Origin of the sequence: Flavobacterium daejeonense DSM 17708, from assembly GCF_000425425.1 — a bacterium.
Classification (GTDB): domain Bacteria; phylum Bacteroidota; class Bacteroidia; order Flavobacteriales; family Flavobacteriaceae; genus Flavobacterium; species Flavobacterium daejeonense.
Map to the genome: position 1 here is coordinate 1 of NZ_AUDK01000037.1, position 25,805 is coordinate 25,805.

Annotated in this window: 23 protein-coding genes; 8 read left to right on the top strand and 15 right to left on the bottom strand. The window is 36.0% G+C overall.

Translation table 11 applies throughout. From position 1 onward, the window contains the following. The coding region (locus H599_RS21280) for a phage integrase N-terminal SAM-like domain-containing protein (RefSeq protein ID WP_316930454.1) at positions 1-165 on the bottom strand (165 nt) is incomplete at its 3' end. A gap of 311 nt (positions 166-476) precedes the next feature. On the opposite strand from H599_RS21280, the gene H599_RS0117265 reads away from it, so the two are divergent. The 7 genes from H599_RS0117265 (at position 477) to H599_RS0117295 (ending at position 6,722) form a co-directional block, all read left to right on the top strand. Continuing rightward, a complete protein-coding gene (locus H599_RS0117265; RefSeq protein WP_026715274.1) occupies positions 477-1,052 on the top strand; it encodes a hypothetical protein in 576 nt (191 codons plus the stop codon). Further along, positions 1,046-1,321, top strand: coding sequence for a CPCC family cysteine-rich protein (locus H599_RS0117270; protein WP_035141866.1), 276 nt, complete (start codon positions 1,046-1,048; stop codon positions 1,319-1,321). The genes H599_RS0117265 and H599_RS0117270 overlap by 7 nt, the downstream gene beginning before the upstream one ends. Positions 1,322-2,167: 846 nt before the next feature. After that, entirely contained in the window at positions 2,168-2,404 is a 237-nt protein-coding gene (locus H599_RS0117275) for a hypothetical protein (RefSeq protein ID WP_026715276.1), read from the top strand. After that, positions 2,386-2,685, top strand: coding sequence for a type II toxin-antitoxin system RelE/ParE family toxin (locus H599_RS0117280; protein ID WP_026715277.1), 300 nt, complete (start codon positions 2,386-2,388; stop codon positions 2,683-2,685). The genes H599_RS0117275 and H599_RS0117280 overlap by 19 nt, the downstream gene beginning before the upstream one ends. A 284-nt stretch (positions 2,686-2,969) precedes the next feature. Further along, a complete protein-coding gene (locus H599_RS0117285) occupies positions 2,970-3,890 on the top strand; it encodes a hypothetical protein (protein ID WP_026715278.1) in 921 nt (306 codons plus the stop codon). A gap of 222 nt (positions 3,891-4,112) precedes the next feature. Beyond that, positions 4,113-5,855: an APC family permease gene (locus H599_RS0117290; protein ID WP_026715279.1), complete on the top strand. Its 1,743-nt coding sequence runs from the start codon at positions 4,113-4,115 to the stop codon at positions 5,853-5,855. Between the two features lie 39 nt (positions 5,856-5,894). Further along, positions 5,895-6,722, top strand: a complete 828-nt coding sequence (locus tag H599_RS0117295; RefSeq protein WP_026715280.1) for a mechanosensitive ion channel family protein — start codon at positions 5,895-5,897, stop codon at positions 6,720-6,722. A gap of 60 nt (positions 6,723-6,782) precedes the next feature. Here H599_RS0117295 and H599_RS0117300 read toward each other — a convergent pair whose 3' ends face one another. The 5 genes from H599_RS0117300 to H599_RS0117320 are packed head-to-tail and all read right to left on the bottom strand — an operon-like array spanning position 6,783 to position 11,970. Beyond that, positions 6,783-7,490, bottom strand: coding sequence for a phenylalanine 4-monooxygenase (locus H599_RS0117300; RefSeq protein ID WP_026715281.1), 708 nt, complete (start codon positions 7,488-7,490; stop codon positions 6,783-6,785). Beyond that, positions 7,487-8,395 (bottom strand): flavin reductase family protein, encoded by a 909-nt coding sequence (locus H599_RS0117305; protein ID WP_026715282.1) that lies wholly within the window; start codon positions 8,393-8,395, stop codon positions 7,487-7,489. The genes H599_RS0117300 and H599_RS0117305 overlap by 4 nt, the downstream gene beginning before the upstream one ends. Further along, positions 8,392-9,657, bottom strand: coding sequence for a fumarylacetoacetase (gene fahA / locus H599_RS0117310; RefSeq protein WP_026715283.1), 1,266 nt, complete (start codon positions 9,655-9,657; stop codon positions 8,392-8,394). The genes H599_RS0117305 and fahA overlap by 4 nt, the downstream gene beginning before the upstream one ends. A 9-nt stretch (positions 9,658-9,666) precedes the next feature. Continuing rightward, complete coding sequence (gene hppD, locus H599_RS0117315; RefSeq protein ID WP_026715284.1) at positions 9,667-10,785, bottom strand: 4-hydroxyphenylpyruvate dioxygenase; 1,119 nt, start codon at positions 10,783-10,785, stop codon at positions 9,667-9,669. Positions 10,786-10,812: 27 nt separating this feature from the next. Next, positions 10,813-11,970, bottom strand: coding sequence for a homogentisate 1,2-dioxygenase (locus H599_RS0117320; protein WP_026715285.1), 1,158 nt, complete (start codon positions 11,968-11,970; stop codon positions 10,813-10,815). Between the two features lie 563 nt (positions 11,971-12,533). On the opposite strand from H599_RS0117320, the gene H599_RS0117325 reads away from it, so the two are divergent. Continuing rightward, positions 12,534-12,794 (top strand): Lrp/AsnC family transcriptional regulator, encoded by a 261-nt coding sequence (locus tag H599_RS0117325; RefSeq protein WP_026715286.1) that lies wholly within the window; start codon positions 12,534-12,536, stop codon positions 12,792-12,794. Between the two features lie 16 nt (positions 12,795-12,810). Here H599_RS0117325 and H599_RS0117330 read toward each other — a convergent pair whose 3' ends face one another. The 9 genes from H599_RS0117330 to H599_RS20955 form a co-directional block, all read right to left on the bottom strand. Further along, positions 12,811-13,854, bottom strand: coding sequence for an o-succinylbenzoate synthase (locus tag H599_RS0117330; RefSeq protein WP_026715287.1), 1,044 nt, complete (start codon positions 13,852-13,854; stop codon positions 12,811-12,813). 130 nt (positions 13,855-13,984) lie between these two features. Then, entirely contained in the window at positions 13,985-15,187 is a 1,203-nt protein-coding gene (locus tag H599_RS0117335; RefSeq protein ID WP_026715288.1) for a tetratricopeptide repeat protein, read from the bottom strand. A 71-nt stretch (positions 15,188-15,258) separates the two neighbouring features. Further along, positions 15,259-15,936, bottom strand: a complete 678-nt coding sequence (locus H599_RS0117340; protein WP_026715289.1) for a metal-dependent hydrolase — start codon at positions 15,934-15,936, stop codon at positions 15,259-15,261. 99 nt (positions 15,937-16,035) lie between these two features. Further along, positions 16,036-16,998: a 1,4-dihydroxy-2-naphthoate octaprenyltransferase gene (gene menA, locus H599_RS0117345; protein WP_026715290.1), complete on the bottom strand. Its 963-nt coding sequence runs from the start codon at positions 16,996-16,998 to the stop codon at positions 16,036-16,038. 108 nt (positions 16,999-17,106) lie between these two features. Next, positions 17,107-17,937 carry a 1,4-dihydroxy-2-naphthoyl-CoA synthase gene (locus tag H599_RS0117350; protein ID WP_026715291.1) on the bottom strand — a complete coding sequence of 277 codons (831 nt, stop codon included), beginning with the start codon at positions 17,935-17,937 and terminating at the stop codon, positions 17,107-17,109. A 682-nt stretch (positions 17,938-18,619) separates the two neighbouring features. After that, a complete protein-coding gene (locus H599_RS0117355; RefSeq protein WP_026715292.1) occupies positions 18,620-19,474 on the bottom strand; it encodes a CvfB family protein in 855 nt (284 codons plus the stop codon). A 162-nt stretch (positions 19,475-19,636) separates the two neighbouring features. Beyond that, positions 19,637-21,235, bottom strand: coding sequence for a family 43 glycosylhydrolase (locus H599_RS0117360; protein WP_026715293.1), 1,599 nt, complete (start codon positions 21,233-21,235; stop codon positions 19,637-19,639). 69 nt (positions 21,236-21,304) lie between these two features. Next, positions 21,305-23,704 (bottom strand): TonB-dependent receptor, encoded by a 2,400-nt coding sequence (locus H599_RS0117365; protein WP_162174274.1) that lies wholly within the window; start codon positions 23,702-23,704, stop codon positions 21,305-21,307. 239 nt (positions 23,705-23,943) lie between these two features. Further along, the coding region (locus H599_RS20955; RefSeq protein ID WP_026715295.1) for a TonB-dependent receptor at positions 23,944-25,805 on the bottom strand (1,862 nt) is incomplete at its 5' end.

The following is a 25,805-nucleotide window of genomic DNA, read 5'->3' on the forward strand; positions in this document are numbered from 1 at the left end:
CTTTTTCTGCAAGTAAAACAAGTAGTCCTGTACTTGTTCGGGATCTAATTCTGTGGGGATTTTGCCAAAATAGAGCAAAATAGCCGCCACGTGGCGAGAGTAATTATTAAAGGTACTCTCACTTCTACCCAAAACAGAGACGGTGCGTTCAAAACGTTGCAACAATTCCTCAAATCCGGGAACTTCTCGCTTGGCTTGCTGCAGAATTTTATTCTCTCTTAATTCATCTGGATGCTTTTTTTGTAGCCATACTTTACGATTTTTAATTATCTTCGTAAGGTACTAAATCTCAATAAGTGCTACCGAAGGTTTAGTTCAACATGGGCTTGGCAAAAGCGGGGCTGAACGGCTTCGATTGGGCATTTGTGCAAGGCTCAACATCCGTTCTTTGATTGAGCGTTGGTGCTAAAAATCCCCGCCTTCGGCAATACCCGAACCGTTGTGCACCATTTTAGGAAGACCCTACACAAAACAAAATGACAACAGAAAAGCGATACAAAATATTAAGTTCATTGCCGACATACGGACCAATGTATGTTCCCGTAACAGACAACGGAGAACCTTTTTATTCCGAAGGATTTCCTGTTCGCTTTTACAAGACAGACGGAACTGAATGGATTGCCAACTTTCAACCAGGTTGGACAGACTTGAAACAAATAATAGAGTTTGAGAAAATCCAAAGCTTGTTAGTTATAGCTTGTGGGACTTGTTATATAATGAACCCAAATGACACAAAACCAATTCAAGTTTTTGGAGTTGGATTTTCAGATATTTTTAAAGCCAATAACGACAGACTTGTATTGCAAGACCAAACAGACTTGACAATTATTGAACCTGACGGAACACATTGGAACACGGAAAGAATTTCTTGGGATGGTTTAGCTGAAATTAAAGTTGAGAATAATTTGGTAACAGGACTTTCCTATGACCCAATGCACGATGCTGATGAGTGGGTTCAGTTTACTTACGACATTGACACACAAATTTTAACAGGTGGTAATTATCACAAATACGACAAGAAAATAATTAAACCTTGGTGGAAAGTATGGTAACAGAAAAATTTGCTTGCCCTTGTTGTGGTTACAAGACATTTAGAGAAAGACCTAATGGCTCTTATGACATTTGCCAAGTTTGCTTTTGGGAAGACGACCCAATCCAACTTGATGACCCAAATTATGAAGGCGGAGCAAACAGAGTTTCATTAAAACAAGGACAGAAAAACTTTATTGAATTTGGTGCTTGTGAAAAAGAGATGATAAAAAACGTAAGACAACCAACAAAAGACGAACAACGAGAAGAAAATTGGAAACCAATAGAATGATAAAAAAACGGTGCATAACAGGCAGTTTTGCAATAGCGGGGCTGAAGTGCAAAATTGAACTTGTGTGCTTCTATCAACTTTTGTACATTAGCCGAACGGAAGTGCTTCGATTGCCCCGCCATCACAAAGCTGCCGGACGTCAGGCTGTGAAAAAACCTCTTTTTTTACTTCATAACAACTTTATTTTCCTGATTTATAGGTCAAATAAAGCCTTTTCTGCCACCACCAATTGATAGTCGTTCTTACTTCCCTTTTTGTAGGTAGGTACAAATCCAAATCCCAAAATCGTAAAGTGTACAGGACGTCTAATCCCACTGCATCTACATAACAATAATCTGATTTAATAGCATGTTCAGAACACTGTTTCGGACTTCGTATTGCTGTGGATACTCATCCTTATTGCTATACCTCTTATGCAATTTCTGTCCGTCGGTACAGACTTTTTCCGGTTCGCTTCCTTCACTGCATACCTCACGGTAAACCAGCTTGCGACGTGCTAACGATTCGGGTTGTTAATCCGCTCATAAGGGACTTGCGCCCTCTGGAAAAATAACACGCTGTAAGATTTATTTTCTAATCCTAAATTTGTATTTTCGAGTTTTATCTAAGCTTACAGCGTGTGTCCTGCTCATGCAGGGCACCACACTCAAGGTATTGCCGCAATGGAGGCTGACGTGCTTCTATGAAACTTTAGTGAGTAACAAACGGCAGTGCATCTATTGAACATTAGTGCTAAAAATCCCCCCACTGCGGCAATACCCCAACCGTTAGCAAACATAATTTCTCAACAGAACGCAACGAAGTTTGGAAATAAATATTTACTTTTGATTAATAAAATTGTACGCTATGGATATGACAGCCCAAATAAAAAAGAATTTGATTTCTAGAATAAAAGATTCTACAGATTTGAATTTTCTAAATGCGCTTCAAACAATATTTGATTCGTCAGAACAAGCTTTATATCAATTATCTACAAACCAACAATCATCGATTGAAACAGGTAAAAACGAAATTAAAGAAGGAAAGTTTCACAGTAATGATGAAGTAATTTCAGAAATGCGAAAATGGCTAAAAAAGAAATAATTTGGTCAGAAATTGCAAAACTTCAATTTGCAAATGTTTTGGAATATTATGTTGAAAGAAATGGTAATGAAAATTACAGTCTAAAACTAATTGACGAAGTAGAGGATTTACTAAATACACTTTCAAAATCAGAATTAATCGGAAGATTAACTTCCAACAAATTTACTCGTGTAATTTCCATGAAAGTCTATCTTATATTCTATGAAATAAATGGAAATAGGATTGAGATTGTATCGTTTTGGGATAATCGACAAGATATTGAACATAGAAAAATAAAATAATTACGTTTGCTAATCGAGTAGACGGCTCTGCCAGTAACTGACAGAGTGCGCCTCTCAAATATTTATATTCACGAAAAACAATAAAAAACAATAGAAACCTGAGTACACCACTGAACCCTTCGGCTAACGCTCAGGATAAACCAAGCAGGTTTTATACGAGCTTACAATTACACCTGAGACTTAGTGTGATTTACAAGTCCGATGAATTCCCATTTTTTATTCCTATTTTCGTTCCCGAAATAATTGTTTTCACAAGAACACAATTAAGTATAAAAAATAACAACATGAATAATACTCACTCCAAATTTACGAGAGATGTTGACAACGAAAATATATGGTTGTCTCAAAAAAGCGAACAGGAATTTAATGTTACAGATTATGGCGTAAAACCTACGGTTCTTGGCAGTGAAGCCGAGGTAGGACAAGCCATGTTACAGGAATTGTACAACACAGCACAATCTAAAGAAGGTGATATTAATATTGCGCTTTTGGGAGGCCGAGGCGCTCAGGAACTTCACCGCTTGCTGGGAGAATTAGCCAAATCGTCTGAACAGGATGAGTTACTGGGCAGGCTAAATGTATTTACTCAGGACGCGCTGGCACCTTTGGGAATGGCGAATAGTTTTAGTTTTGTTCGGGATTTTGAGCGTATTTTAGGCGAAGCTTTTTTCAAAAAAATAAAAAGCTTTACTCCAATGCAAACCGATACTCAGGATATAGAGTCGGCATTAATAGCCTATTTAACAAAACTGGAAGACTTAGGCGGCTTGGACATCTTTTTTATTGGTCATGGTCCGGAAGAAAACCAAGCCTCTCACCTGGCCTATATCAAACCTTTTTCGGGAGCGCAACCACAACATATTGCAGGTATCATCCCGATTTCGAGCAGTATTTTGGAACACCACATCAGCAAGTTTAAAGCCGGCGGAAGTTTGGTAAACGAAAGCGATGAAAAAGAATGCCGCTCTGCCGAATATATTCTTACTTTAGGACCGGCGGCTATTTTACAAGCCAAAAAAATTGTGCAGTCAGTAGTCGATGCCGATTCGGCTCCTGCTAAAGTTAAAACTTATGCTAACGTATTGAACACCTCTTTGAGTTCCAACAAAGAGGAAGCCCTGCAACAATTAAATACCAATCCGGGCTTATGGATTCGATTGCATCCTAATACCAAATCGTTTGTCTTGCCTAATTTAGGTTTGTAATCCATTTTTAGCACGGACTTACTTTCCTTTTAATAAAATTTCATAAAACTGACCCCGCTTAAAAAGACCTAAGCGGGGTTTCTTATTTAGCAAAAATTCGCCGCATTAAGCAATTGGCTCTCAAGAAAAACAGCTTTTATACAGCCTGAATAGTTGAAATTTATTGCAAAACCGCAATCATTTAGTTATCTTTAAAATATCTACTCCAAAAATGCAAATCACATGAGTGAAACCGTACACAAAAAACTAAATGAACTACAAGCTACCGCCATCTGCGGAAACGATATTAGTTCTTCCTGCCTTTATGTATCTGCCTTAACGATTATGTATGCCGGACAATATGCCTGGGTTTCTTTGCTAATTGTTGCCGTAGTACTTTTTTTATTTCGAAAAATTTATGGCGAAGTGGTAGGCGCTATTCCCCTTAACGGAGGTGCTTATAATGTACTCCTGAACACTTCTTCTAAAAAAATGGCTTCGCTGGCAGCTACACTCACGGTATTATCCTACATGGCCACCGCGGTGATTTCAGCCACCGAAGGCATGCATTACCTTCATAGTGTTTTCCCTATTGTTAATGTCCCCATTGCTACTATTGTGGTATTGCTTGCCTTTACTTATCTGGCTATTTTAGGAATTGGGGAATCGGCTTTTGTGGCGGTGATTATTTTCATTACCCATTTAGCTACTTTAAGTTTGCTGGTTTTAGCCTCTGTTTGGTTTTTAACCCAAAACGGATTAGACACTTTTCATTTCAACTGGAAACTTCCTATTAGTTCCGACGGCATTCCACATGCACTTTTCTTAGGTTTTGCAGCGGCCATGTTAGGAATTTCGGGTTTTGAGAGTTCGGCTAATTTTGTCGAAGAACAACAACAGGGTGTTTTCCCAAAAACACTCCGCAACATGTGGGGTATTGTTAGTTTTTTCAATCCGGTTTTAGCTTTGCTTATTATTTGTATTATCCCGCTTACCGAAGTTGGCGCTCACAAAGAGTCGCTTCTGGCTTATTTAGGACATACTACGGCTGGTTCCTGGCTGGCTCATCTGATTTCGATTGATGCCGTTTTGGTGCTTTGCGGAGCGGTTTTAACCTCTTTTGTTGGAGTTTCCGGACTTTTAAACCGAATGACCTTAGACCGTATTTTGCCTAACTACTTTTTGAAAGAAAATAAAAGAGGCTCTCATTACCGTATTATTATCAGCTTTCTTTTGCTTTGTGTTTCGGTTTTAGTGGTAACCGAAGGGAATATTGTAGTTCTGGCGGGAGTTTATACCTTTTCTTTTCTGGCAGTAATGGGCTTGTTTGGCATTGGAAACTTATTATTAAAATTCAAACGCCGAAAATTACCCCGACCTGAGAAAGCCAGAGGTTTTGCTGTGGTTGTGGCGGTAAGTTTAGTAATTACAGCTTTTATAGGTAATATCGAGCTCAATGTGGATTCCTTTTACACTTTTTTAAAATATTTAGTGCCGGCGCTGCTCTTTGTCGGAATTATGCTCAATCGTTCTTTTCTGATTTTAGTTTTAATAGAAGCTTTGGAATATTTCTACAAACCTTTGCGTAAAATGGTCATTTTCAGCAATCGTTATTTAATCAAACTGAACAACAAAATTCACTCTCAGGAATTTGTTTTTTTTACCAAAGGAGACGATGTAGCTATTTTGAACAAAGTCATGCAATATGTTCAAAACAACGAAACAACTAAGAAATTAAAAATTGTAAATATTAAATTAGAAAATGCAGATAACGAACCGCTAAAAATTGATTTAAAAGTTCTAGATCGCGCTTATCCTGAAATTGATATTGAATTTATCGAACTCGAAGGTGTTTTTGGTCCTGAAATTATTGACGAATTATCCAAAAAATGGAACATTCCAAAAAACTTTATGTTCATTGGTTCTCCCGGCGATAAATTTTCCTACCGTGTTTCTGAACTGGGAGGAGTACGTTTAATTATGTAATGAGAAACTTTAAAAAATATCCTTTTCAAAGAAAATCTTATGAAAGAACTTTTAAACTATACTCTTTTTGAAGATGATGACTATTCCATCAAAGTAATTAGTATTTTTAAATTGATTTTATTTCTTTTTGTTGTATTTCTTGTTTTGAAAATAATCAAAAAGGCAATTTATAAAATTGATAAAATAGATATTGCCAAAAAATATTCACTCTATAGTCTGGTACGCTATTTTATTATCTTTTTATCTATTATTCTGGGATTACAACTTTTTGGATTTAATCTATCTGTACTGATAGCAGGTTCAGCTGCACTTTTGGTAGGAGTCGGTTTAGGTTTACAATATCTCTTTAGCGATTTTATGTCGGGAATCATTTTACTGATTGATTCTACTATTAAAGTAAATGATGTTATCCAAATTAAAGATACCGTATGTATTGTAAAGGAAATCAATCTAAGAACTACAACCGTTTTAACAAGAGACGACAAATACATAATCCTTCCTAATACTGATTTGACTCGAAATCAACTTATCAACTGGACACATAGTAAACATTCTTCCCGTTTTGATGTAACTGTAGGAGTTGATTATTCATCTGATGTAAAACGAGTAATGCAATTGCTTAAACAAGCTGTTGACACTCATCCCGCAGTATTAAAAACGCCTGCGTCTGCTGTCCGTTTTACTGATTTTGGTGATTCTTCTTTAAATTTTTCCGTAATTTTCTGGTCACAGGAATTATTTCGGGTCGAAACTATTAAAAGTGAAATACGAATTAAAATCTTTGAATTATTCACTGAAAACAACATCTCTATTCCCTTTCCGCAAAGGGTTTTACATCATGTAAATAATCCTGATAATAAAAGCTAAAAGTATAGTCTTCCTGATGAAAATTTCATATACAACAATCTTTTTTATCTAAAAAAAAAATCAACATTCTGTTAGCAACGAATCATACAAATTTGAAAAAGAATCAATTTTAAAGTAAACTTTCTGAATGTCGCTAATAATATAATCCGTTTGCATGATAGCCTCTTTATCGTACGCTTTCACAATAATACTGTCAAGAAAAATATGTTTGGTCTCTTTTTCAGAAGAAGTAATTCCTGCGCCATAAATTCGGGCACCCGATGTGGTTTCTATTAATCCAAATTCTATTGTAAACCAATACAATCGCTGCAAACGAATTACTTTTTCTTTATCAGAATGGTTCTTGTAACCTATTTCGCCAAATTTTTGCATAAAATTACTGTAATCCGGATGAACCAATTGTGGAATATGCCCAAAAATATCATGAAACATATCCGGCTCTTCCAAATAATCCAACTGATCTCTTTTGCGCAACCAAGTTGAAGAAGGAAACTTCTTTTGACTGAGCATCTCAAAAAATTCATCCACCGGAATCAGTCCCGGCACAACCTCAATAGTCCATCCGGATAATTCTTTTAACAACTTATTGAGTGCACCAAATTCAGGAATAGCATCAGCATTCAGAGCCGGTTGCAATAATTTGAGTCCCTGTAGATATTCCGCACAAGCCTTGTCCTGCAAATTAGCAAGCTGTCGATCAAATAAAAGTTTCCATACCTGAAAATCTTCTTCCGTATAAGCACTATAGACTTGTTTTAAACGATTCATGACTTTCTGTTTTTAGTAATTTTTTCTGCTGCCAAAAGTAGTTTCCAAGCTGTTGCTACCGCCCCTTCTTCGATATAATATTTTAACTTTTCATGTAGCAATTTTATCGAAATCACTCCATTTTCGGCTAAAAATTGATTTAAATTCCCTATCCAATCTGCAAATTCTTCATCCGTTAAAGCCGGAACAGTTTCTACCGAAGCCATTCGTGCCAAATGATTTCCGTTAAGTATTTCACTTTTAAGCAAAGATTCCGGTAATTTCTCAAAACCTACAGCCAGCTTAGTTCCGGGTTTAGGCACTTTAAACAAACTTTGCTCATTGACTCTGCAATACCAATCTCCTCCCAGCCTGGCAACTGCATCAAGCTTTTTGGGCAAAATAACATTGTTGTTATCAAAAATTGCATCATCAACATGAACCAAAAGTACCTCGCAAATCACCAAATGTCCTGCTCCACCCTGCTTTCCTAGCGGAATTACCTCGTTCACCTTACATTCAAATGCAACGGGTGATTCTTTTACCCTTGGCGGTGTAACAAGCTTTGATTGCACGGCTGTCAATCCCGATTTGACAAATTCATCTATTCCTTTATCAAATTCGACACTGGACAAAGAAGTTTGTTCCACCATCGCATAATTTACGATATTAATCACCACTTCTTTGGTTTCTAAAATATTTTCCAAAGTATGCTTGGTGGTATTGTTTCGAACTCTCCTCGCCGGAGAAAACACCAAAATTGGCGGATTGGCACTGAAACAGTTAAAAAAACTGAACGGACTTAAATTCACATTTCCATTGGCATCCACGGTACTCGCCAAGGCAATTGGCCTGGGTATAACTGTTCCCAACAAAATTTGATGAAATTCGTGAGTGGCTAGCTCTTTGGGATTAAAAACGCTCATAATACTATATTTTTTGCTGGCAAAACTTCAGTTCGAACACTACCAAAACCTACTCTTTGAGCCCCTTGTCCGGCATGTCCTCTCATAATTACTTTATCGCCATCCTGAATAAAAACTCTCGTACTTCCATCTGCTAATTGAAGCGGTTTTGTTCCTTTCCAGGCTAATTCCAACATCGAACCAAAACTTTCAGGAGTTGTCCCACTTATTGTTCCAGACGCATACATATCGCCTATTTCTATATTACAGCCATTAATCGTATGATGCGCCAATTGCTGTGGCATGGTCCAATACAAATACTTAAAATTGGATTGACAAACTACTGTTTCTTTTGCATCTTTTGTTGCAATAGCTACTTCCAATTGGATATCAAAAGTTGTTCTTTGCTTTTCTTTAAGATAAGGCAACACTTCAACAGTTTGTTCCGGCGCATTCGTTCTAAATGGCTCCAAAGCTTCCATAGTTACTATCCAGGGAGAAACAGAAGAAGCAAAATTTTTCCCCAAAAAAGGCCCCAGAGGAACGTATTCCCAAACTTGAATATCACGAGCTGACCAATCATTGAACAACATCATCCCAAAAATATAGTCTTCCGCATTATTGACCGAAACCATATCTCCCAACTGTGTTTCTTTTCCAATTACAAAGGCCATTTCCAGTTCGAAATCCAATCGTTTTGAGGAGCCAAAATCGGGTTTGTCTTTAGCTGGATCTTTGATTTGTCCATTTGGTCTGTGAATTGGAGTTTCGCTCACCACTATCGAAGAAGCCCTGCCGTGATAACCAACCGGCATGTGAAGCCAATTAGGTAACAAAGCATTTTCGGGATCACGAAACATTATCCCCACATTGGCAGCATGTTCTTTACTTGAATAAAAATCAGTATAGTTCCCAATTTTTACAGGCAAAAGCATTTTTACATCTTGCTGCTTATGTAACACATTTACAAGATATTTACCATCATTTTCTAAAGTACTTCCTTTAGTAAATAATTCCTGAATATGTTTTCGAACCGCATTGGTTTTTTCTTTTCCTAAAGCAATAAAAGGATTTAAAAAACGATTTTTGAAAATATTTGAAGGCAATTCCATAAGACCAAAATAACCCGCTTTATGCAACATATCCAAATCCACAACATACTCACCTATGGCTGTCGCCACGGCAAAATGTCCTTCTCCATTAGAATAAACTCCAAATGGAATATTGGCTAATGTAAAATCTGAATTTTCGGGGATTTCAATCCAACTTTTTGATTGATTCATATTCTAATGCTATAAAGTTCCTCTTAATTCCTGCTCTCTTTCAATTGCTTCAAACAAAGCTTTGAAGTTTCCTTTTCCAAAAGACTGCGCTCCTTTTCTTTGAATAATTTCGAAAAAAAGTGTTGGCCGCGTTACCAATGGCTTCGTGAAAATTTGCAACAAATAACCTTCATCATCTCTGTCAATCAAAATATTCAGTTCTTTAAGACGTTTCATGTCTTCATCGATTTCACCTACTCTTTCGGTTACGGTATCATAATAAACTCCGGGAACATTCAAGAATTGAACGCCACGACGTCTTAATTCTGAAACCGTATGAATAATATCGTCAGTCGCAACTGCAATATGCTGTACACCTGCATCATTGTAAAATTCAATGTATTCCTCAATTTGTGATTTGCGTTTCCCCTGAGCTGGTTCGTTTATTGGAAATTTGATTCTACCATTCCCATTACTCATCACCTTACTCATCAAAGCCGAATATTCGGTAGAAATATCCTTATCATCAAAAGAAACCAATTGGGTGAAACCCATCACTTTTTCGTAAAATTGGCACCATTTGTTCATTTCGCCCAATTTTACATTTCCAACAATATGATCTACATATTTCAGTCCAATTGATTCAGTCTTAAAACCATCGGAAATTGCTTTAAAACCAGGAAGAAAAACACCATTGTAAGTCGAACGTTCTACAAAAACATGAACCGTTTCACCATAAGTATGAATTCCTGAAAAAACCACCGAACCATTTTCATCCGAAACCGTTTTGGGTTCAAAATAAGATTCTGCCCCACGTGAAGTAGTTTCTTCCCAGGCTTTGGTTGCATCGTCCACCCAAAGTGCTACAACTTTTACTCCATCGCCATGAGCGTTTACAAAAGCATTGACTGGTCCATCTTTCACCAAAGAAGAAGTCAACACCAATCTGATTTTATCTTGTTCCAAAACATAAGAAACAGTAGTTTTATTTCCAGTTTCCAATCCGGAATAGGCTTTTAACTGAAAACCAAAAGCCGAACGATAAAAATAAGCCGCTTGCTGGGCATTACCCACATACATTTCAATATAATCGGTTCCATTAATTGGTAAAAAATCCTGTGCTTCTTTAAATATCTTTTCTATTTCCATTATTTTCTAAAATTTTTAATCTTTAAATTATTCCAGCCATGATTTATAATAATCCGGCAATTCCAGCGAATAAGCATATTCAGTGACCATCAAAGGTTTGAATGTATCCACCATTACAGCCAGTTCGGCGGTTTCTTTTTGACCAATACTACGCTCCATAGCTCCCGGATGCGGTCCATGAGGAATTCCGGATGGATGCAAACTCATATAGCCTTTTTCGATATGATTACGACTCATAAAATCACCATCCACATAGTACAAAACTTCGTCAGAATCGATATTACTGTGATTATAAGGTGCCGGAACAGCCTGCGGATGATAATCATACAATCTTGGACAGAAGGAACATACCACAAAGACATCTGTTTCAAAAGTTTGATGCACTGGTGGCGGCTGATGTACCCGACCTGTTATTGACTCAAAATCATGAATGGAAAAGGCATAAGGATAATTGTAGCCATCCCAGCCCACAACATCAAAAGGATGCGAAGCATAAATGTATTCATACAACATTCCTTGTTTTTTTACCATAATTGTAAAATCACCCAACTCGTCATGGGTTTCCAAATCTTTGGGTTTGCGAATATCTCTTTCGCAATAAGGCGCATGTTCCAAAAGTTGACCAAACCAATTTCTATAACGCTTTGGGGTATAAATTGGTCGATGTGAAGTGACTATAAACAAGCGATTTTCGGCGGTTTCAAAGTGAATTTGATAAATTACACCTCTTGGTATTAAAAGATAATCCCCCGGAGAAAATTCCAGATTTCCAAATAAAGTTTTCAGTACTCCTTTTCCCAAATGCACAAATAATAATTCATCTTCATCGGCATTTTTATAAAAATAATCATCCATTGAAGATTGCGGAGCTGCCAACTCAATTTGACAATCCTGATTGACCAAAATAGCTTTTCGGCTATTTAAATAATCTTTTTCGGGGGCCACATTAAAACCAATAAAACATCTGGAAAGCGTATTGGTTTTTTCGGCAATTTTTGGAGTAATCGATTTTGAGCCAAGCATTGCTTTCACCATGGTTGGTCGGTGAACATGATACAACAGCGAGGACATTCCCTCAAAACCTATGGTTCCAAACAACTGTTCGTAATAATAGCCTCCATTTTCTTTTTCAAAGACAGTGTGTCTTTTATGAGGTATGTTTCCTAAGGTGTGATATATTGGCATAGCATTTAAGATTTAAATCACTATTTGTTTTTTGATTGAGAAGAAAAAATCAATTCATCAGTTCACTGATAGAAAGTTCAAGTGTCTTTTTGGTAATATTATGGCTGTCGGACTGTTGTTTTCTAATTCGATTTAAGGCATTAAAATAGTTTGAGAAGCATCTTTAAAAATGGACACGCCAGTAATTCCATTCAAAAACAATCTTAGGTACTGCTTCCTTAATTTTACCCAAAAACGATTTTAAATATCGTAAGCCTCTACAAATTAAGCATTTTAAAGAAAATTTGCAAACAAAAAAGCAACTATAAAAAAGCTATTTTAAAACATTGAAATATTCATATCACTTTATCTTTTTCTACAAATATCACTTAACCTTGATACCATCAATAAAAAAATATAAATATTCTACAAAAAGACTGGAAAATCACCACAAAGACATTAGCTGATAATCGTGGTATAACCTCTGCTTCAATTTAGAACGTGTTCTTCGAACTAAAAAACACTGATTCATAAACAAATACACTTACTTACTTTAACCCAAAAAAAACAGATCAAAAGTTAATATGTTTACCTCTATTTCCATCAAAAACCACAACACTATACATGTAGCCGATTTTATCAGAGAAATGAATAAAATTCCCGAAGTAATGGAAGTGTATCACATTGGGGAAAATTATCATTTTTTAGTAAAAGTAGTCATGCAGAATATGGAATCTTACCTAAAATTTGTGCTTCACAGACTTTCTGACATTCCTGACATTGACCACATTCAAAGCTCATTTGCATTATCAAATAACAAATACACAACTGCTTTTAATCTCTAAAACTTAAGATTTCTAATTATAATTGGTCAAAATCAAACACCCAATCTTTATCTTTTTGATACCACAATTGCCCTGCTGAAACCTGAAGCGGAGATTCAAAATTATTGGTATAAAGCGCTCCGGTTCCCAAACCCTGCGGCATTGGATTTTGCAAAGTATAGGTCCATTGTGCAATGGCATTTAAACCAATATTACTCTCCAAAGCCGAAGTAATCCACCAGCCAATTTGGTATTTTTCCGCCAATGTAATCCACTCCTGTGCCCCTTTGAAACCACCTACAAAACTCGGTTTCAAAATGATGTATTGAGGTTTAATTTTTTGCAGTAATTGTTTTTTTTCTTCAAAAGAAAACACACCTATAAGCTCTTCGTCTAACGCAATAGGAAAAGAGGGTGTTTTGCATAACTCTGCCATCCTGTCAGTATTGTTTTTTTGAATTGGTTGCTCTATACTATGTAATTCAAAACCAGACAGTTTATTTAATTTATCTAAAGCTTCATTTAAACCAAAAGCCCCATTAGCATCTACCCTGATTTCCACTTGCTCAGGAGTAAAATTTTGACGAATAAATTGCAATAATTCCAATTCTCTTCCAAAATCTATTGCTCCAATTTTGAGTTTCACACAACGAAAACCCTGAGCCAGTTTTTCTTCGATCTGCTGCTTCATAAAGGCCCCTTCTCCCATCCAGATTAAACCGTTTATTTCAATTGATTTTTCACCCTGAGCAAACGCCGATGGAAAGAGTAAAAAAGGTGTTTCACTCTCCAAAGAAAGAAAAGCCATTTCAACTCCAAACTGTATGGAAGGAAATTCAATTAACGCTTCCCACAATGTATCTTTACCCAAATGAATATTAGCGCAGGTCCATTGCAATTTTTCTTCATAATCCAGACGATCATCCGCACTTAAACCTCTTAAAATTCCACACTCTCCTATTCCTTTTTTACCGTCTTGTTCCAAAACAATAAACCATGTTTCTTTCTCAGTCATAACGCCGCGGGAAGTTCCTGAGGGGCGTTTGAAATTAAGAATGTATTTATGATAAGTTGCTTTCATGTTTTCAGGATTGAGTTTTTACCGCAAAGGACACTAAGTTTTTCGCAGAGATTCGCTAAGATTTTAATACAATTTATTAATAACAAGTAAAAAAACTTAATTCTCTTAACTCCTTAATGGTTTAATTTTATTATTTCCCTAACATCTTCAAAACCCTTTCAAAATCCTCATTTTGGATTCCTGCTTTCGCAAAAGCCTGATAATCGTCTTTGATTTTTTGAGTCCAACTCACCTTGTCAGTTACGTTTTGATTTTGGTACGTTTTATAGATTGTTTTTGCTTTTACATATTCGCCATTTAGCAAATAAGCGTGCGCTAAATTCAATTTCACAAACAACTCCGCATCATCTAGTTTTTCGCCTTCTTTTAGCGATTTAATCGCTTTTCCGTATTGTTTGGTCAACAAATAAGCATATCCCAGATTGGCGTAATCTAAAGCAGTTGCTTTCTTTTGAATTACAATTTCAGTATAACTTTTAATTGCAGCTCCATAATCGGCAGTTTTAATCTCTTTTGAAGCTTTTGTCCTTAAATCATTAAAAACTGTTTTTGAAATACCGGTTTCTTCAAAACAACTCGCTCCAAAATCCTTATATGCCTTTGCTTGCTCCATAGGTAGCAATTTTTGGAATTCCTTAAAAGTATATTCTTTTTGAATTTTATCACCAATACAAACGCAAAAATCGTCTGAATTTGCCATTTTTCTAGCCAATGCAGAAGTTTTACATTGACTAATGATATTTTTTCGGTTTTCCAAAGCCCAACCTCTGCTTAATTTAGCATCTACCCAAGGCACAACTTCCAGCACAATTTTTTGCTTCATTATCCAATTGGAACTTTCGAAACCAAAAAACAACTTAGCCGTATTAACTTTGATACAACTGGATTTCTCTATCGAAAGTCGCTTGGCATCTTTGCTTAAAGCGGTACTTTGAACCAAACAGGCATCGGCAGTTGTACCTTCTTTTACATAGGATTTCCCTAATTCTTTAGTTGAAAAAATAGCATATTTACACTTATCTTCCCCTGAAATTTTAGACAACAAAAAAACAGCTCCCGCTGAACCCTGACTGATTCCTGACGGATCCGGAATAGATTTTAATACCGAAACCAAACTGCCCGCCATTTGCTGATTATCATCTAACAAAGTGATGCGGTAAATTAATTCGGTTGTTCCTGCCGGAAAATCATCGGTTTCAACCACAATACGGTCTCTGGCTGAGACCACAATCTCTTTATAAGTCGCTCTTTCTTTATCCCAATAACCCGTTTTTTGGGCCAATGTAACCTGATAAAAAAGACTAATCAATAGCCCTAAAATTATTTTTTTCACAAAATAGTTCTTATTAACTGAATCTAATTAACCTCTCACCCTTAAATAAGACAGGAATAATTTCTTTTTTTTTACAATTCGATACTATCGCCTATTTCTAAAAGCATCAAGTCTTTGCCTTTATCAAAAAATTGCTGAATTGCTTCTTTATGATCTATTTTAATGTAACCAAAAGTATCATAATGATAACCCAAAACCTTGTCGCATTCCACAAAATCAGAGGCTAAAATAGCATCCTGAACATCCATCGTGAAATTGTCTCCGATTGGAAAAATCGCCAAATCCAATTTCGTTCGCAACGGAATCAACTTCATATCCATCGTCAAAGCGGTATCTCCGGCAATGTAGATATTTTTATGTTCACCTTCGATGACAAATCCGCCCGGATTTCCACCGTAAGCTCCGTCAGGAAAGGAACTGGAGTGAATAGCCGTTACATATTTTACCTTTCCGAAATCAAAATTCCAACTTCCGCCGTGATTCATCGGGTGCGCCTGAAAACCTTTAGCCGCATAATAACCCGCAATTTCGGCATTAGAAACAATAACTGCTCCGGTGCGTTTCGCAATGGCTTCTATGTCCAAAATATGGTCGCCGTGGGCATGTGTAAGCAAAATATAATCTGCTTTTAACTCATTAATATCGATATGCTCCGCCAAAGGATTACCAGAAATAAAAGGATCTACAATAAGGTGTTTTCCTCCTACTTTAATTCCTAAAGTCGCATGTCCGTAATAGGTAATTTTCATAATTTTTATGTTTAATTAGTACGCAGATTCAGCAGATAAATTTAAATTACAAACATAATTTAACCACCAACAATCAACTAAAAACCACAAACCAAGATTTTATCTTCCTCCTAAAAACAAATTAACAAAAATGTCTGAAAGCAATGAAATCATGCATATCGACAACAAAATACATAGTAAAAAAGTACTCAAGGCTACTCTTTTCAATTCCGGATCTAAATCTCTTGGTTCCTGATTTTTAGAAACCGTAATTAAATGTTTAGTCAAAGGTATGTAAGCTAATAAAAACAGGTATTGATCAAATTTAAATTCGCTAATTACCGCAAAAAGCAAGACCAAAACCATAGCACCAATGATTAAAAAATAATGGTATTTTTTAGCTTTTTCGCCCCCAATTTTTACAACAATAGTATTCTTACCTACTTTTTTATCCGAAACTTCATCGCGCATATTGTTTAAGTTCAAAACACCAACACTCAAAAATCCGATGGCCATTGCCGGTAAAACCAACACAAAATCGAGTTGTTTGGAATACAGGAAATTCACTCCTAAAGTACTGACTAATCCGAAAAACACGAACACGAACAAATCACCATAACCGCGATAACCATAAGCGGTATTTCCTACTGTATAACGAATAGCCGATAAAATGGCCAAAATTCCCAAAATCAAATAGAAAACGGAATAAAATAAATGTTGGTAGCCAAAAGCATAATAAATCAATGCCATCGCCGAAAGAAAAGTTAAAAACGAAGTAATAATTATAGCGCGTTTCATAGCTGCCGGTGTAATCACTCCGCTTTGTATCGCCCTTTTGGGACCAATACGGTCTTCATTATCAGTTCCTTTCATACCGTCGCCGTAATCGTTGGCAAAATTGGACAAAATTTGCAATCCTAAAGTAGTCAGAATCGCAAACCCAAAAAGACGCCAGTTAAATACTTCTGTTGGTGTTAATATTTCATCGGTAGGATGTGCCAATGCATACATACTTCCTACTATAATTCCTGATACAGACAAAGGTAAGGTGCGCAATCTTGCGGCTTCAATCCAGTGTTTCATTTTATTTATTTTAGTCGCAAAGTAACAAAGTTTCTAAGTTACAAAGCATTCTGTTTCATCGTTACTTTTTTGAATCTGTTCACTGAGAACTGTATACTGCTTACTGAACTATGGTAACCATTTCTTTTCAAAGTTAGGCTTTCTTTTTTCAAGAAAGGCATTTCTTCCTTCTTTAGCCTCTTCGGTCATATAAGCTAATCGGGTAGCTTCGCCGGCAAAAACCTGTTGCCCTACCATTCCATCATCTGTCAAATTCATCGCAAATTTCAGCATTTTGATAGAGGTTGGTGATTTAGCCAAAATTTCCTGAGCCCATTCGTAAGCAGTCGCTTCTAATTCGTCATGAGGCACAACGGCATTAACCATACCCATTTCAAACGCTTCCTGAGCAGAATAATTACGTCCTAAGAAGAAAATTTCGCGGGCTTTTTTCTGTCCTACCATTTTAGCCAGATACGCCGAACCATAACCTCCGTCAAAACTGGTTACATCGGCATCGGTTTGTTTAAAAATAGCGTGTTCTTTACTGGCTAAGGTCATGTCACAAACTACGTGCAAACTGTGTCCGCCACCAACAGCCCATCCCGGAACAACCGCAATAACAGCCTTTGGCATAAAACGAATCAATCGTTGTACATCTAAAATATTCAAACGATGGTAACCATCTTCTCCAACATACCCCTGATGACCGCGTGCTTTTTGATCGCCTCCGCTACAAAAAGACCAAACCCCGTCTTTGGTACTTGGCCCTTCAGCAGAAAGCAATACTACACCAATGGAAGTATCTTCCTGGGCATCGTGAAAGGCATCTAATAATTCTGAAGTGGTTTTAGGACGAAAAGCATTTCTAACATTAGGTCTGTTAAAAGCAATTCTGGCAACTCCGTTGCATTTTTTATAAGTGATATCTTCATATTCTTTGGCAGTGATCCAATCCATTTTAATGGGTTTAAATTATTATAGGGTAAAATTAAATCATTTTTTACACTTTATCTAACTATCCTATATTTTGCCTAAAAAAAAGACGGTTTAACTGCTTTAGCTCTTATTTATTCCCACGGTAATCCTTCTCTCGTTAATCCGTTTAAAATGTTAAAATTCAACAATTAGTCGTTTTTTTTCTGTTACTAAAAACTTTTTTTTATTAATTTTAGACATGATTAGTTCTGGGATTGGTGGAAATATTTACAATACAAACTAGTCAGCGAGTACTTCACTGATTTATTAACTTAAAAAAAGAATATTGAAACAAACAACAAGCTTTATCACTCTTTTTGAAACGTTACTAAATATGAAATACAAAAAAAAAGAGCCCAAACGGGAAGCACTAAATTTTATCAGAATTTATTCAAAGTAGCACCAAAGGTTACCTAATTGGATTACTATACCGAGATGAAAATCATTAAAATAAACAGGTAAAATCCAAAGAAACTTTTTAAACCAACGGTTCTTAATGCCAAATGAAATTCGAAATAGCATTTAGAGGTTAAAAAAGATAAAGAAAGAACGATTAACGCGAAACTAAATAGTTTCCCATTGTAAAACATATTATAAGTTGTCCAAAAATAAGAGAGCTTATAAAAAGAGAAAGACTAACCATCAGGATTAGTCTTTCTTTTTTTTATGCTTTAACGAGATAAATTCCGTCTTCTTTAATTTCGATTAATTTTTCTTTGTACAAAGCGCCAATCGCTTTCTTAAAAGTCTTTTTACTCATTTTGAGAACCGTTTTAATATCTTCCGGATGCGAATTGTCATTCAATCGTAGAAACCCGCGACTCGCTCTTAATTCGTCCAAAATTTTCTCGGCATTTGGTTCTACTGATTCATAGCCCTGCTTTTGCAAAGCCACATCAATCTTATGATCCGGACGGATGTTTTTGATATAACCGCGCATTCGGTCTCCGGTACGGATACTATCGTCATACACCTCATCTTTGTATAGAAGCCCTTTGTGTTTTTCGTTGATAATCACATTAATCCCTATTTCGGTAATATGAGACACAATCAAATCAACTTCCTCTCCTTTTTCCAACGCAATTTCTTCATTACTCAAAAACTGATTGGTTTTACTGGAAGCGACCAATCGGTTGGTTTTTGGATCCATATAAAGATAAACCAAATAGCGCTTTCCTTTTTCCATCGGACGGGCTTGTTCTTTAAAAGGAACCAGAATATCTTTCTCCATTCCCCAATCCATAAAGGCTCCGATTTTATTGACATAATTCACACGCAAAAGAGCAAATTCATTCAATAAAATATAAGGCTCCAAAGTTGTCGCCACCGGACGTTGTTCGTGATCTAAATAAACAAAAACCACGATTTCTTCGCCAATTTCAAATTCGTTTGGAACATATTTATTCGGCAAAAGCACATCGTGAATTCCTTCGGGATCATTTTCCGGATCGCCTAAAAACAAACCCACTTTAGTGTCACGCAATATGGTTAAATTATTGTATTTTCCTATTTTTAGCATTTTCTACTTTTTTCTGAGCTGCAAAGGTACAACCTTGCGGGATGATTTTGACCGCAAAGTGCGCAAAAAGTTTTTCGCAAAGGACACTAAGCTCTAAAAAACGGTACTAATCTGTCTAATCCGTTCAATCTGTGTTGTGTAAATTAATTGCGTATAGCCGTTTTATTGCTTTACCAAAGTCACATCATCCACTAAACAATGAGCATTTGCCAATCCATCAGCATAAAAACCAATAGTTAGTTTTCCATTTTTTACGATAACATTTTCAATTTGAATGCTTCCCCAGGAAGAATTTTCACTTTCAATTTCATGCTCTAAAACATTTTCACCACTTTTAGCAAACATTTTTAGAGTTTTAAACCCCTGAGAGTTTTTAATTTTTGCCGTTAAAATATATAAACCATCTTCTAAAATCACAAAAGGAGACGAACTAATTTGCTGAGAAATTTCTCTGGTGAAATCTACTTTATCTGAAATATTCAGACTTTTTTCGCCTATAACTACTGTTCGGTCTTCTTCAGTATTAAAATAATTCAGTTGTGGTGAAATTTCACTCTTTACTGCAATCGGATTTCCCTTAATTGCTACCGTTTTCCATCCTAATAATTGTTCCTGAACCGGTTTAAAATTACTCGGAATCTTATTTCGATCGGCTTCAAAACTGCCGTTTTTGACATAATTATTGTCTTTAGCAACATTCCACTCTCCCGTTTTTTCATTTAAATTCCAAGAACTTAACGAATTAAAATAAGGCTTATCCCCGTTAAACGAAAGCGGAAACCATTGGTTATACCCCAAACCATTACCTGCAAAATCAGCCCAGCGATCGCCACAATACAATACGGTTTCTGTATTATTTCTTTTCAAAGTATAAAAAAAGCCGGTTTGTGTTACATGCGCATAATCTTCCTCACAGCCTTCCATAATTTGCATATCATTTGTTGGAAAATAAGGTCCGCGAATGTCATCAGAAACTAAGTAATACGCAAATGATGAATCCCAACCATAAATATTAGAAGCTGCCATGTAGTACTTATTTTTGTACTTAAACATACAATTCCCTTCCCGGCTTTCTCCCTGAAAAATCCTGGTACAATCTAAAATACCTACTTTCCCTTTTTCTACCCCAATTTCAGAAACATAAATTTTATTGCGACCTTTTCCGTAGGAATAAATCAAGTAGGATTTACCATCATCATCCGTAAAAACGGTTTGATCCCCTGTGTTTGTGGTTCCAATCCAAGGTTCCATATTGATTTTTTGATGCCAAATAAATTCGGACGCAGGGGAATCCGCTAAGGCCACAAGCACCTGACTACCGTGCTGAACAAACAATGCATATTTATTAATTTCCTTTACAAAAGCCACTCCCAGGCGTCCTACCCAGGTTTTTCTTCCATCCGGAAAAGCTTTAGCCTCAGTAAAAACATTGTTTTCAAAAGTCCAGTTCACCAAATCCGTAGAACTGTAACAACTCACGGCTTTAAAAGTACAATGATCGTATTTTTTTACAGGTTCTTTTCGGTATTTTTCGGCTTCTTCATAATGTACACCATACCAATAATATTTTTCGATTCCGGTTTGTGGATCTTTGAATTTAAAAATCCCGCCTCCCTGACTGAAAATTGGCAAACCTTCCTGAGTATTCCAAAAGGTATCGTTTTTAATATTTTGAAATTGCGCGACTATATTTACCGGAGAAAACAAAAAGAAAATCCCAATAAATAGAAACTGATAATGTAATCTAATAGAAATATTCATTAATCATCATTTAAAAAAATTAGAAAAATTAAAATAAATTAGAAAAGCAAGAAACCATCCTGTAACTAACTATTTTGTAATCGTATAATATAGCTTTTTCACCACCGGAATTCCTCCTGCAGTAATCCCTTCCAAATTGACTTTTACTTTAGTATCAATCGCAATATTATCAAAAGTCACACTTGCGTTTCCGGTTTTATCCGGATGTACGTAAGGATTCCAGTAAATGGTATTTCTGGCAGCTGCTTTCTCGTCCAGTTCCGGATTAGGCTTTTCCGGATTAGGCATATAAAAAACCCGTGCCATATAATACCCTTCAATTTCTTTTTTGATGGAATGAAACAATTCTTTTTCGGCTGTGTTTTTACTTCCCGGTTTGGTGTAAATTGCTATTACTCCATTTGCTCCTTCTTGTCCGTATAAGATTGAAGCATTTTTTATTGCTTCGATTCTTTCTATATTAATAAGCTGTACCACCTCGATATCGGTAGCGTTATATACCGGAAAACCATCTAAAATAAAAAGTGGCGAATCCTCATAACGCATAAATCGCACTGAATTTTCGGTGGCAATTACCCCGGGAATAGCAAATTGAATCAAATCATAAATAGTATTCGCTACCGGAGAATTTTCGTCAACAGTATAACTAAAATCGGGCATTCCTAATAAGCTACTTGGTTGGTTTTTCTTTTTAGAAACAATTTGAACTTCGTCCAAAATATTGTCTTGGACAATTCCGAATGAACTAAATTTTTTAAACACATTTTCGGCAAGCATACGGCTCGCATCCGGCCAGCGCATTGGTTCTTTTTTAAACGAAACCAGCATTGGCAACATTTCAATAGTATCCAGAACAATTTCGCCTCTAAACTTTCCTTTTTCATTTCTGGTATTCAAAAACATATTGGTTTTGCCTGAAAACATCATGTTTTCAAACCTAAATCTTCCGTTTTCGTCCGTAACAGCATCAAAAATATTAAAGTGTTTTTTGTTCATTAAGGCCAAAGTCATGCTGCTGTTAGCTTTAGCTTTTTCGCCTAAAAGCTGCTTTACCCTTCCGGAAATTGTAAATCCCTTCTCTGCCTTATAGCTTAAATTTTCACCAAATCCGGGAATTGTTTTCCACATAAAATCGCGCCATCCCTGAGTTAAAAGCAAATTATCTAAATAGTCTAGTCGCTTTAAATTAGTCGTATCAAAATAATAAGCCGGATTGTTTATTTTTCCTCTGATATCCGATTCCAATAAAAAATAAGAACAGATATTAGAATTATAATCTTTATTTTCCACAACTCCATTCATATCGGTTACGCTCAGCGAAAAACTCGCTGAACGGGCTTCTCCCGTTTTTGATTTGGAACTCAGCTGAAGCGTTGTTTTTTCACTCGAACGATAATTCTCTTTATCGGCTGTTAATTGCACTTCTAAATCATTGTCTTTCTCCACATAAATCAAACGCTCGCTTTGTGGCTTAAAATCTTTATCGTATAACGTAAGTTGACTAATACCTTCCGGAATTTTCTCTTTTGGTAATTCAAAAGACAAGCTTGTTGCTGCCAAAGTCTGGGTAGTTTCCAAATACGAAAGTCCTCTGAATTTACAAATTAAGGTTACTTCACTGTTAGGATTTTGAACCAGTGTAGCTTCATTAGTATTTATAGTAACTATATTTCTTCCTTTAATAGCCCTGAAATTCAGCAAATAACCCTGTTTCAAAGCTTTGGGTAACTCCACTCGGATTTCGGATCCATCAAACGTTTTAATTTTGGCGTAATAACTTTTTCCGGCTATCGGCATTAGCTGTAATTTCCCCATACCATCATGCGGACTTAAAAAACCAGTGACTAATTCGTTATCCGAATCAAAAAGTTCTCCTTTCACCGTTACCGGATTTCCCTGACTATCAACCGCTTTAAAACCTACAATACTGGCTACATTTTCTAAAAGCGAACCACCTTCAGGAAAAAATTCAACGGAAAAACCTTTCTGAGCAACAGCCTTTTCCGGTACTGCTTTTTTAGAAGAATTATTTGCAGCTGCACTTCCTGCAGGACGATTTGCCAACGATTCCGGTTTGAAATGCAACTCAAATGCATCCATGATTTCGATATCTTTGGTAAACACAAAATCTTCTCCAAAATTTCGATCCCAATTGGTATAAGCCCGAATTTGATACATTCCCGGTTTTACCCCAAGTGAATCCGACAATTGAAAATCGCCGTAGCCTAATCCCATTTCAATATTGGTTTTATTTCGGGCTATAATTCTGGAATCAGGAGCAATTAACTCCACATATAAAATATTACTGTTATCCGTCAGCACGTTGTTGTAAGCCAAAACGTCATAGGCCTTATACCACAAATCTTCCCCCGCAAAATACTTTGCGCGATCTGTGTGAAGATAAATCTTTTCAATAGTGGGCGGCTTTTTGGCTTCTTGTCCCTGTGCAAAGCCTACAGATACTACCAACCAAAAAAAACAAAAAAAACAGCAATTTTTATTGCTCAAAACCATTTTTATCATACAAAAACCGGAGAATTAATTAAACTATTTTTAACTATACACTACTCTATTTTCCTCGTTTTTTTGACTTTATAACAATAACTATTTCAAAAGCAAAAAAACAAGTAAGAAAATTTTACTAAAATAAATACTTCCGAACAATTAACTAACCTGCACTATCCTGTTTTTTAACACAAAAGGAAAAGTTATTCTTTAATGCTGTAAAAAAGCCGTTTCACCACCGGAATTCCGCTACCCGTAATTCCTTCCAGAGCGACTTTTACTTTGGATTCTACTTTCGAATTATAAAATTCTACACTTGTACTTCCTGCTTTATCCGGATGTACATACGGATTCCAATAAATGGTATTTCTAAAAGCCGAGTTTTTATCTAAATCAGGATTAGGATTTTCGGGATTGGGTGAATAAAAAGTACGGGCGTTGTAATAACCTTCGAGTTCTTGTTTGATAGTTTGATTAGGATACTCTTTAAGTTTATTACCTCTCTTTCCCGTTGTAACAATTGAAATAGTACCACCAATTTTCTTTTCATCTTCATCTTCATTTACAGCTTCTCCACTTAAAATATAAAGGCTATGAAGTAATTTACCTCTTATTACATCTACTTTAAGAACATCCGAAGGAGACAACATATCTAATTCTCCGGGCAACGCCGGATAGCCATCAATTAATATTAGTGGAGGATATCCCTTTTCTCCTTGAATTAATACTCCGGTTGGCCCTACAAAAAGACTAGGAACTTTATCCCAAACATCCAATATATTAGTAAACTCCTTATCTTCTTTATCAAGATTATAGCTATAATCAGGAACTCCATAAAGTTTCACCATATGGGAAGGATATTTTGCTTTAACAACTACTTCGTCCAAAACATTCTCCGGTTTTACACCAAAAGCAGTGAATTTTTTCAAAACATTTTCTGCCAAAGTATTGGTTGATTCTGATAAAAAAACAGTCTCTTTTTGCAACGAAACATTCATCGGTGAACGCTCAATTGAATCCAAAAGCATTTCGCCTTTGAATTTCCCTTTTTCATCCCGTGTATTCAAATACATTTTTGTTTTTCCGGAAAATTCCAGATTTTCAAATTGAAAACGTCCAATAGAATCGGTCACGGCACTGAAAATTCCGTTACTCTTTTTACCCATTAAAGCCAAAGTCAGATTATTATTTACCAATGGTTTGTCAGCAAAAACTTGCTTCACTCTTCCTGAAATGTTGATTCCTTTTTCTACTTTATAATCTATTTGATTATTTGATTTTGGAACTGTTTTCCATACAAAGTCTCGCCAGCCTTGCGTTAGCAATAAATTATCCAAATGTTCCAATCGTTTGAGATTTTTGGAATCAAAATAATAGCCTGGATGATGTACTTTTCCCCGAATGTCAGATTCCATCAGGAAATAAGAACAAATATTTGAATCAAAATTTTCTTCATCAACGCCGTTCGTATCCGTAACACTCAAAGAAAAACTCGCTGATTTTGCTACACCTTCTTTCGATGTAGAAGAAATATAAACAAAAGCCTTTTCATTGGGTTCATAAATTTCTTTATCAGACGAAAGTTCAACCTCTAAATCATGTTCTTTTTCAAAATAAACCAAGCGTTCACTTTGGGGTTTGATAGTCGAGTCAAACAAAGTAATTTGGTTAATACCTTCAGGGATTTTGTCTTTTGGTAATTCAAATGACAAAGTTGTTTCTGTTAATGTTTGCGTAGTTTCTAAATAAGAGTTTCCTCTGAATTTGCAAATTAAACTCAAAGTTGCATTCGGATTTTGGGCTAAAGTTTCGGGATTGGTACTAATACTTACAATATTTTTCCCTTTAAAATTGCGATAACTTAAAGTATAACCCAATTTTAATGGTTTTGGTAAATCCTGTTGGAATTCAAATCCGCTTTCCGTTTTTATTTTTGCATAATAGTTTTTGCCTTCAATGGGTAGCAATTGCGTTTTTCCCATGCCGTCATGCACACTTTCAAAAGTGCTGACCAACTCATTATTGGAATCGTAAATTTCGCCTTTAATATCTATTGGTTTTCCGT